The organism is uncultured Ramlibacter sp., assembly GCF_936925435.1.
Classification (GTDB): domain Bacteria; phylum Pseudomonadota; class Gammaproteobacteria; order Burkholderiales; family Burkholderiaceae_C; genus Ramlibacter.
Genome location: NZ_CAKZHQ010000007.1, coordinates 47,130 through 56,003, shown reverse-complemented (window position 1 = coordinate 56,003; position 8,874 = coordinate 47,130). Strand labels below are relative to the sequence as shown.

At 67.3% G+C, this 8,874-nt stretch carries 10 protein-coding genes; 7 read left to right on the top strand and 3 right to left on the bottom strand.

What is annotated here, in order from left to right:
- Window positions 1-834 (bottom strand): neutral zinc metallopeptidase (locus Q0632_RS06905; RefSeq protein WP_298926253.1); only part of this gene is annotated, 834 nt, incomplete at its 3' end.
- A gap of 33 nt (window positions 835-867) precedes the next feature.
- Here Q0632_RS06905 and pcp point away from each other — a divergent pair.
- Entirely contained in the window at window positions 868-1,539 is a 672-nt protein-coding gene (gene pcp / locus Q0632_RS06900) for a pyroglutamyl-peptidase I (protein ID WP_298926250.1), read from the top strand.
- Window positions 1,540-1,544: 5 nt separating this feature from the next.
- On the opposite strand, the gene Q0632_RS06895 is transcribed toward pcp, so the two are convergent.
- Window positions 1,545-2,216: a glutathione S-transferase gene (locus Q0632_RS06895; protein WP_298926247.1), complete on the bottom strand. Its 672-nt coding sequence runs from the start codon at window positions 2,214-2,216 to the stop codon at window positions 1,545-1,547.
- A gap of 93 nt (window positions 2,217-2,309) precedes the next feature.
- On the opposite strand from Q0632_RS06895, the gene Q0632_RS06890 reads away from it, so the two are divergent.
- The 6 genes from Q0632_RS06890 (at window position 2,310) to Q0632_RS06865 (ending at window position 7,367) form a co-directional block, all read left to right on the top strand.
- Entirely contained in the window at window positions 2,310-3,161 is an 852-nt protein-coding gene (locus Q0632_RS06890) for a 3',5'-nucleoside bisphosphate phosphatase (protein WP_298926244.1), read from the top strand.
- On the top strand, window positions 3,158-4,051 hold the full coding sequence (locus tag Q0632_RS06885; protein ID WP_298926241.1) for a DMT family transporter: 894 nt from the start codon (window positions 3,158-3,160) through the stop codon (window positions 4,049-4,051). The genes Q0632_RS06890 and Q0632_RS06885 overlap by 4 nt, the downstream gene beginning before the upstream one ends.
- Window positions 4,052-4,063: 12 nt before the next feature.
- On the top strand, window positions 4,064-4,699 hold the full coding sequence (locus Q0632_RS06880; protein ID WP_298926238.1) for an L-threonylcarbamoyladenylate synthase: 636 nt from the start codon (window positions 4,064-4,066) through the stop codon (window positions 4,697-4,699).
- Between the two features lie 23 nt (window positions 4,700-4,722).
- Window positions 4,723-5,391, top strand: a complete 669-nt coding sequence (locus Q0632_RS06875) for a site-2 protease family protein (protein ID WP_298926235.1) — start codon at window positions 4,723-4,725, stop codon at window positions 5,389-5,391.
- Between the two features lie 12 nt (window positions 5,392-5,403).
- Window positions 5,404-6,699, top strand: coding sequence for a tryptophan--tRNA ligase (locus tag Q0632_RS06870; RefSeq protein ID WP_298926232.1), 1,296 nt, complete (start codon window positions 5,404-5,406; stop codon window positions 6,697-6,699).
- Between the two features lie 74 nt (window positions 6,700-6,773).
- Window positions 6,774-7,367 carry a LuxR C-terminal-related transcriptional regulator gene (locus tag Q0632_RS06865; RefSeq protein WP_298926229.1) on the top strand — a complete coding sequence of 198 codons (594 nt, stop codon included), beginning with the start codon at window positions 6,774-6,776 and terminating at the stop codon, window positions 7,365-7,367.
- On the opposite strand, the gene Q0632_RS06860 is transcribed toward Q0632_RS06865, so the two are convergent.
- Window positions 7,346-8,764 (bottom strand): HAMP domain-containing sensor histidine kinase, encoded by a 1,419-nt coding sequence (locus tag Q0632_RS06860; protein WP_298926226.1) that lies wholly within the window; start codon window positions 8,762-8,764, stop codon window positions 7,346-7,348. The two genes, Q0632_RS06865 and Q0632_RS06860, sit on opposite strands and share 22 nt — an antisense overlap.
- Between the last annotated feature and the right edge of the window lie 110 nt (window positions 8,765-8,874).

Here is an 8,874-nt window from a genome sequence, read left to right as displayed (position 1 = left end):
GCTGCCGGTTTTCAGGCCGGTGCCAAACCAGCGCTGGCGCTGGGCGCTGCTGCCGTGGGTGAAGCTCTCGGGCACGATGGCGCCGCCGCGCGAACCCTGCAGCGCGTCGTCGCCGATCTTGGCGGCGGCGTTCATCGCCTCCTCCACATCGCCCTGCTCCAGGATCTGGCGGGCGTTTTGCGCATGGTGGGCCCAGACACCGGCAAAGCAGTCGGCCTGCAGTTCCACCCGGACGCTGGTGGCGTTGTAGTCGGCCTGGCTGACCCGCCCGCGCATCTGTTCCATCTTCTGCGTGATGCCCAGCTGGTTCTGCACATGGTGGCCCACCTCGTGGGCGATCACATAGGCCTGGGCGAAGTCGCCGGGCGCGCCCAGCCGGTTCTTCAGCGTCTCGTAGAAATTCAGGTCGATGTAGACCTTCTGGTCGGCCGGGCAATAAAACGGCCCCATGGCCGACTGGCCCTGGCCGCAGGCGGTGGCAATGGCGCCGCGAAACAGCGCCAGCCTGGGCTCCTTGTAGGTGGCGCCGCCCTGGGCGAACACCAGTCGCCAGACGTCCTCGGTGTCGGCCAGCACGGTGGAGACGAATTTGGCCATGTGGTCGTCGGCCGGCGGGCGTTGCGCTGGCGCCTGCTGCGTCTGCGGGGCCTCGCCGCCACTGAGCACGCCCAGGATGGTCAGCGGGTTGATGCCGAAGATGGCGCCGCCGACCAGGGCGATGACGATGGTGCCGATGCCGATGCTGCGGCCGCCCAGGCCGAAGCCGCCGCCCCCGCCACCGCCGCTGCGGTGGTCCTCGACGTTGTCCGATTCGCGGTTGCCTTCCCAGCGCATGTTGTGCTCCGTATGGTGCTGTAGAGTGAAGCGATGGTACGCCCCGCCCTCCCTGCCGCTGTCAGTTTTCCCACTGTCCTTGTGACAGGATTTGACCCGTTCGGCGGCGATGCGCTCAACCCCAGCTGGATGGCCGCCCAGGCCTTGCATGGCCGCCAGGTTGGTGGCCATCGCGTCGTCGCCGCTCAGCTGCCCACGGTATTCGGAGAGGCACTGGCGGTGCTGCGAGCCCAGTTGGCCCAGCACCGGCCGGCGCTGGTGCTGGCCACCGGCCAGGCCGGCGGCCGCGCCGCGCTGTCGCTGGAGCGCGTGGCCATCAATGTCAACGACGCGCGCATCGCCGACAACGCCCTGGCCCAGCCGGTGGACACGCCGGTGGTCGATGGCGCTCCGGCCGCCTACTTCAGCAGCCTGCCGATCAAGGCCATGCTGGCGGCACTACAGCGGGAGGGCATCCGCTCGGAGGTCTCACAGACTGCCGGCACCTTTGTCTGCAACCACGTGTTCTACGGCCTGATGCACGAACTGGCCACCCAGCCGGCTCTGCGCGGCACGCGCGGCGGCTTCATGCACGTGCCCTGGCTGCCGCAGCAGGGCCAGCCATCGATGCGGCTGGAAGAAATCGTGCAGGGCTTGAAGCTGGCGATCGCCTGCGCGCTGGACACCATGGTCGACGTGCGCAAGCAGGCCGGCGCGCTCAACTAACCCAACTATCCGGTGATGCCGAACTCGCCGCCGCGCTCGATGGCGCGCTGGTAGGCCGGGCGACCGTGAATGCGGGCCAGGAAGTCCATCAGCCGGGGGCGGCTGTTGTTGAGGCCGCCGCGGGCGGCAGCCGCTTCCACCGGAAAACTCATCTGGATGTCGGCGGCGCTGAATTCGCTGCCGGCGAACCAGGCTGCGCCGGCGAGTTCGCCTTCCAGGTAGTCCAGGTGGCGCTCGATCTGCGGCTGGATGAAGCTCGCCTTGGCCTTGCCGGCAATGGCGTTGGCAATGGGCTTGACGAAGAAGGGCATTTTGGCCTTGCCGATCTGGTCGAACACCAGTTTGAGCAGCAGCGGCGGCATCAGCGAACCTTCGGCGTAATGCAGCCAGTAGCGGTAGCGCAGGCGCTCGGGCATGCCGGCCACGGGCGCGAGGCGGCCCTGGCCATAGCGATCGACGAGGTACTCGATGATGGCGCCGGACTCGGCCAGGGTCAGCTCGCCATCGCTGACGACCGGTGACTTGCCCAGCGGATGCACGGCCATCAGTTCGGGCGGCGCGAGCATGGTCTTGGGGTCGCGCTGGTAGAACTTGATCTCGTAAGGCAGACCCAGTTCCTCCAGCAGCCACAGCACCCGTTGCGAGCGCGAGTTGTTCAGGTGGTGCACGACGAGCATGGCGGTTCCTTTGCGGGTTTGCGCCGCATCGTAGCGGTAAGGACAAGCGGCCGCTGGCCCACGCCAAAAGGGCGGGCGGCCTAGAATCGGCCTGTGTCCATCCTCAACGCCGACCTGCACTGCCACTCCATCGTCTCCGACGGCACGCTCACGCCGGAAGAACTGGCCTCGCGCGCAGCGGCCAATGGCGTCGAGCTGTGGGCACTGACCGACCATGACGAGATCGGCGGCCAGCACCGGGCGGCGGCGGCGGCCCATGCCAACGGCATGCAGTACCTGACCGGTACGGAAATCTCGGTGACGTTCGCCAGCGAGACGGTGCACATCGTCGGCCTGGGCTTCGATCCCGACGACGCCGCCATGCTCCAAGGCCTGGACGACACGCGCGGTGGCCGCGGCGCCCGCGCCCGCGAGATGGCCGAGCAGTTGGCCAAGGTGGGCATCAAGGACGCCTACGAAGGCGCGCTCAAGTTCGTGGGCAATCCCAAACTGATCTCGCGCACCCATTTCGCCCGTTTCCTGGTGGAAGCCGGCCACTGCAAGGACACCAGCGAGGTCTTTCGCCGCTACCTCACCGAGGGCAAGCCCGGCTACGTGGAGCACCGCTGGGCCTCGTTGAAGGACGCGGTGCAATGGATCACGCGCGCCGGCGGCGTGGCCGTGATCGCCCACCCCGGCCGCTACAAGTTCAGCGCCAACGAGGAGTTCGCGCTGTTCAGCGAGTTCAAGGCCCATGGCGGGCGCGGCGTCGAAGTGGTGACCGGCAGCCACACGGCGGCCGAGTACGTGCGCTATGCCGAAACCGCCAAGGAATTTGGCCTGGCCGCCTCGCGCGGCAGCGACTTCCACAGCCCCGGCGAAAGCCACACCGACCTGGGCCGGCTGCCCTATCTGCCCGGCGGACTCACGCCGGTGTGGGACCTGCTGGCCGACCGCATCCTGTGAGCCGCGCCCCAGCGGCGCTGGCCGGCATCGTCCTGGTGGTCGCGGCCTGCGCCTGCTTTGGCGCGCTGGACACCACGACCAAGTTCGTCAGCAGCTTCGTGCCGCTGGTGATGGCCCTGTGGTGCCGCTATTTCTTCCAGGCCATGGCCACGACGGTGCTGGTGCTGCCGTCGCGCGGCATGGGCGTGTGGCGCACCAGGCACCCGAAGTTCCAGGTGCTGCGCGGTGTGCTGCTTCTGTCCAGCAGCCTGTTCGCCTTCGCCAGCCTGAAGTACATGCCGGTGGGCGAGTTCACCGCCATCGTCATGGTCACCCCCCTGGTCATCACCGTCCTGGCCGCCACCGTGCTCAAGGAAAAGGTCTCGGCCCTGCGTTGGTTGCTGGTGGCCGGAGGCTTCATCGGCACGGTGGTCATCATCCGGCCCGGCGGCGAGGCCTTCACCTGGGCCAGCCTGCTGCCCATCGGCCTGGTCGCCACCAACGCCTGGTTCCAGGTCATCACCAGCCGGATGGCGCGCACCGAGGACCCGGTGACCATGCACCTGTACACCGGCTGGGTGGGCACGCTGCTGGCCTCGATGGCCCTGCCCTTCGTCTGGACCAGCCTGCCGCACTGGTGGCTGTGGCTGGCCCTGGGCTTCATGGGCGCAATGGGCACCATCGGCCACTTCATGCTGATCCTGGCCTACCAGCGCACGCCCGCGGCCACCCTCACGCCCTTTCTCTACAGCCAGATCGGCTTTGCCATGCTGGGCGGCTGGCTGGTGTTTGCCCATGTGCCCGACGCCTGGTCGCTGGCCGGCATCGCCTTGATCGCGGTCTGCGGCGCCGCCGGCGCCTGGTTGACCGTGCGCGAGAGCCGGATGCGCGTGGAACCGCTGGAACCTTGATACTCACAGCCCATGGCCCAGTTCTTCGACGTCCACCCCGACAACCCGCAGGTGCGGCTCCTCAAGCAGGCGGTCGCCCTGCTGGCGGGCGGCGGCATCCTCGCCGTGCCCACCGACTCCAGCTACGCCCTGGCCTGCCACCTGGACGACAAGGCCGCGGCCGACCGGCTGCGCCAGATCCGAGGCTTCGACGACAAGCACCACCTGACCCTGCTGTGCCGCGACCTGAGCGAGCTTGCCAACTACGCGCGGGTGGACAACCGCCAGTACCGCATGCTCAAGGCCGCCACGCCCGGGCCCTACACCTTCATCCTGGAAGCCACACGCGAGGTGCCGCGCCGGCTCAGCCACCCGCAGCGCAAGACCATCGGGCTGCGGGTGCCCGACCACAAGGTGCTGCAGGAACTGCTGGCACTGCATGGCGGCCCGCTGCTGGCCACCACCCTGATCGCACCGGGCCAGAGCGAGCCGCTCAACGATGCGCAGGAAATCCGCGAGCGCTACGAACGCCAGGTGGCGGCCGTGGTCGACGCCGGCGCCTGCCCCTCGCAACCGAGCACGGTGGTCGACATGACGCCCATGGGCACGGGCGGCGATGCCGTGGTGGTGCGAGAGGGCCGCGGCGACGTCGCGGCTCTGGGCTTGTAGGACGGTCTGAGACAATTGCCCCGGTGGACACCTCCAACCTTATCCAAACGGTCCTGATCTACGCGCTACCGGTGCTGTTCGCCATCACCATCCACGAGGCCGCTCACGGCTACGTGGCGCGCTACCTGGGTGACAACACGGCCTACATGATGGGCCGCGTCACGCTCAACCCGATCAAGCACATCGACCCGCTCGGCACCATCCTGATGCCGCTGATGCTGTACTTCGCCACCTCGGGCGCCTTCCTGTTCGGCTACGCCAAACCGGTGCCGGTGAACTTCGGCCAGCTGCGCCGGCCCAAGCGCGACATGGTCTGGGTGGCGCTTGCCGGTCCGGTCTCCAACTTCATCCAGGCCATTTTGTGGGCGGCGGCCTTCACCGTGCTGGTGGGCACGGGCGTGAGCGAGCGCTTCTTCGTCGAGATGTGCAGGGCCGGCGTGACAGTCAACCTGGTGATGTGGGCCTTCAACCTGTTCCCGCTGCCGCCGCTGGATGGCGGCCGCGTCCTGGTCGGTCTCTTGCCCTGGAAGCAGGCACATCTGGTCAGCCGCATCGAGCCCTATGGCTTCTTCATCGTGATGGCCCTGGTGCTGATTGGCATCGTCGGCACCTGGTGGCTGCGGCCCCTGATGACCGCCGGCTATGCCGCGCTCGGCCTGCTGCTCACCCCCCTGAATCTCCTGTTTCGCTAGCGCACCACTGCCATGAGCACGCCCTCCCCTGTCCGTTTCCTCACCGGCATCACCACCACCGGCACGCCCCACCTGGGCAACTACGTAGGCGCCATCCGCCCCACGGTGCAGGCCAGCCGGCGCGCCGGCACCGAGAACTTCTACTTCCTGGCCGACTACCACGCGCTGATCAAGTGCGACGAGCCGGCGCGCATCCAGCGCTCCACGCTGGAGATCGCCGCCTGCTGGATCGCCTCGGGACTGGATCCCGACAAGGTCTTCTTCTACCGCCAGTCCGATGTCCCGGAGATCCCCGAGCTGACCTGGCTGCTCACCTGCGTCACCGGCAAGGGCCTGCTCAATCGCGCCCATGCCTACAAGGCGGCGCTGGACAGGAACGCTGCGGCCGGCGCCGACCCGGACACCGATGTCACTGCCGGCCTGTTCATGTACCCGGTGCTGATGGCGGCCGACATCATCATGTTCAACGCCCACAAGGTGCCGGTGGGCCGCGACCAGGTCCAGCACATCGAGATGGCGCGCGACATGGCCGCCAGCTTCAACCATCTGTATGGCGAGCACTTCGCCCTGCCCGAGGCGGTGATCGACGAGTCGGTGGCCCTGCTGCCCGGCCTGGACGGCCGCAAGATGAGCAAGAGCTACGACAACACCATCGCCCTGTTCGCGCCGCCCGCGCAGATCCGCAAGCAGATCGCCGGCATCGTCACCGACTCGCGCGCGCCGGGCGAGCCCAAGGAGACCGAGGGCTCGGCCCTGTTCCAGATCTACCAGGCTTTCGCCTCGGACGAAGAGACCGCGGCCCTGCGCAAGGCCTATGCCGAGGGCATTGCCTGGGGCGACGCCAAACAACTGCTGTTCGAGCGCATCGACCGGGAGATCACGCCCATGCGCGAGCGCTACCAGGCCCTGGTTGCCAATCCCGCCGAAGTGGAAGCCATCCTGCGCACGGGGGCCGAAAAGGCGCGCACCCGGGCAACGCCTTTCATGGCCGAACTGCGCCATGCCGTCGGCCTGCGCAACCTGGCTGCGCAAGCCGGCCCTGCCGCCAAGGACAAGGCGGCCAAGGCCACCCTGCCGGTCTTCAAGCAGTACCGGGAGGCCGACGGCAAGTTCTATTTCAAGCTGCTCGATGCCGACGGCAGCCTGCTGCTGCAAAGCGAGGGCTTTGATTCCGGCCGCGAGCCTGGCCAAATCATTGCCATGCTGAAAAAGCAGGACCCGGACGCCCTGGCCCGGATCGCGGCTTGGTGGCGCTCCGACAGGGACGCCGCCAGCGTGATGAAGCTCCTTGCGGAAGCCGGGAACTAAGGAGTTAGCACGAGCGTCCTAGTGCGTTCACGGGTATCCTTGCCATTCACTGATCGCTGAAAATGTCACAAGCTATGAGCCTTTATGTCATTGACGACCACCCGCTGATGCGCGAAGCGGTGGTGATGCTGCTGCGCCGCCTGCGGCCCGGCGCCAATGTGGTGGAACTCGACCGCCTGGGTGGCGTGGACGCCGCCGTCAAGCAGCACGGCCCGCCCGACCTGATCTGCCTGGACCTGAAGCTGCCTGACACCACCGGCACCTCCGGCGTGCACCAGCTCAAGCAGTTGTTTCCCGACACGCCCCTGGCCGTGCTGTCGGCCTCGCCGGCGGCAGACGCGGAAGAGCAGTGCGTCGAGGCCGGCGCCGACATCTACATCGAGAAGTCCTCAGGCGCCAGCGAGATCGGCAACGCCCTGCGCGCGCTGATGAACGTGGACAACGGCTTCGAAGAGCTGGCCCCCACCGACAACAAGCTGTCCAAGCGTCAGAAGCAGCTCATCGTCATGCTCGACCGCGGCCTGTCCAACCGCGAGATCGCCGAGGAGCTTGGCATCAGCGAGCACACCGTCAAGGTCCACCTCTGGCGCCTGTTCCGCCGCCTGGGCGTGAAAAGCCGCACCCAGACCATCCACTACGCCCGCACTCACGGCATGTTGGCCAGCTGAGGCGCGCCGACGGCAGCGGCGGCGAGCTCCGCCGCCTGCCTGTCGGTGGGATGCAGCATCAGCCGGAACACGGTGCCGCGTCCCGGCCGCGAGGCCAGGGTCAGCGCATGGCCCAGGATGCCGGCCAGGCGCGACACGATGTACAGGCCCAGGCCGAAACTGTCTTCGGTGCCGGCATGGGTCTGGACCTTGAAGAACTCCCGGAAGATCTCTTTCTGGTGCACCGGCGCAATGCCCACGCCTGTGTCCCAGACCTCGATGCTGCGGCCGCGCGCCGTCGCCCTGGAGGCCACCAGGACGCCGCCACGCTGCGTGTACTTGACGGCATTGGAGATCAGGTTGCCGACGATGCGCGTCAGCAAGATGGGATCAGACACCACCTCGCCCGGCACCACATGCACGCGGAACTCCAGACCCTTGGCTTCGGCCAGCGGGCGGTACTGCAGCTCCAGGTCGTGCAGCAGCTTGTCCAGCCGCACCGGCTCGATGTTCAGCTTGATCTTGCCGGAGTCCAGCCGCACCAGGTCGAACAGCGAATCGAACAGGGCGTTCACCGCCTTGGTCGACTCGACGATCTTGGGCGCGATCTCATCGACCAGTTCGGGCTCGCTGCCCAGCCAGTCGGCGTACAGGCCCAGCGCATGGACAGGCTGGCGGATGTCGTGGGCCGCGCTGGCCAGGAAGCGGTTCTTGATCTCGACCGCATCCAGCGCCGCCTGGGTCTGACGGGTCAGCGACTCGATCAGCCGATCGTTGCGGTATTGCAGCTCGAAGGCCTGCCTGTGCGTGCGGTGCAGGCGCAGACCGGCCTGGCGCAGCACCTGCCAGAAGATCAGCAACAGGGCGATCAACCAGTAGTGATAGAACGGCCCGTGAAACCGCAGCTCCACGCCGATGCGCCAGCACATCACGGCCAGCGCCGTCAGCGCCAGCACATTGAGGTAAGAGCGCATCGTCGCCAAATGGCTGGACAAGGTGTTGATCGCGAACATCGCCAGGCCCGCCAGGATCAGCCAGCAGATGAACTGGTCGGCCAGTGGCGAGCGGTCGAAGTACAGCAGGGTCGTCAGCCCCCAGACCAGGGCGCTGGCGGGCCAGATCAGCCTGTAGCGTGCCAAAAAGTCCAGGTGCTCCTGCGTCCCACCGCTGCGCACGTCCCGCGTGTAGATGCGGATGATGCCAAAGCGCACCAGCGCGACGCTCACGGCAGCCAGCACCCACAGCCCCAGGGCCAGGGGCGTGGCATCGGTCCACAGCACGCCGATGAACACCGGGATCAGGCCCAGCCCCGTCAATTGGGTGTTGCTGGCGGTTCGCATCAGGCTGCGCACCAGTTCACCCTCCACCCACTGGGCCTGCGCAGGCGTGGCGGCAGCGGAAGAGGTGTCCGGTTTCATGCGGCAAGTCTAGCGAACTGCCGAGCAACTTACTGTCTGTAGCGTTTGAAATGCACCGTTGTGGTCCGGGCAGGTCTAGCATTTGTTGTCGAGCTTTGCAGCCCCCCAGG

Bases quoted from the DNA above. Each gene is read 5' to 3' on its own strand.
- Q0632_RS06870 (WP_298926232.1), top strand. From the start codon at position 5,404: ATGAGCACGCCCTCCCCTGTCCGTTTCCTCACCGGCATCACCACCACC.
- Q0632_RS06880 (WP_298926238.1), top strand. From the start codon at position 4,064: ATGGCCCAGTTCTTCGACGTCCACCCCGACAACCCGCAGGTGCGGCTC.
- Q0632_RS06895 (WP_298926247.1), bottom strand. From the start codon at position 2,216: ATGCTCGTCGTGCACCACCTGAACAACTCGCGCTCGCAACGGGTGCTG.
- pcp (WP_298926250.1), top strand. From the start codon at position 868: ATGGTACGCCCCGCCCTCCCTGCCGCTGTCAGTTTTCCCACTGTCCTT.
- Q0632_RS06860 (WP_298926226.1), bottom strand. From the start codon at position 8,764: ATGAAACCGGACACCTCTTCCGCTGCCGCCACGCCTGCGCAGGCCCAG.
- Q0632_RS06865 (WP_298926229.1), top strand. From the start codon at position 6,774: ATGAGCCTTTATGTCATTGACGACCACCCGCTGATGCGCGAAGCGGTG.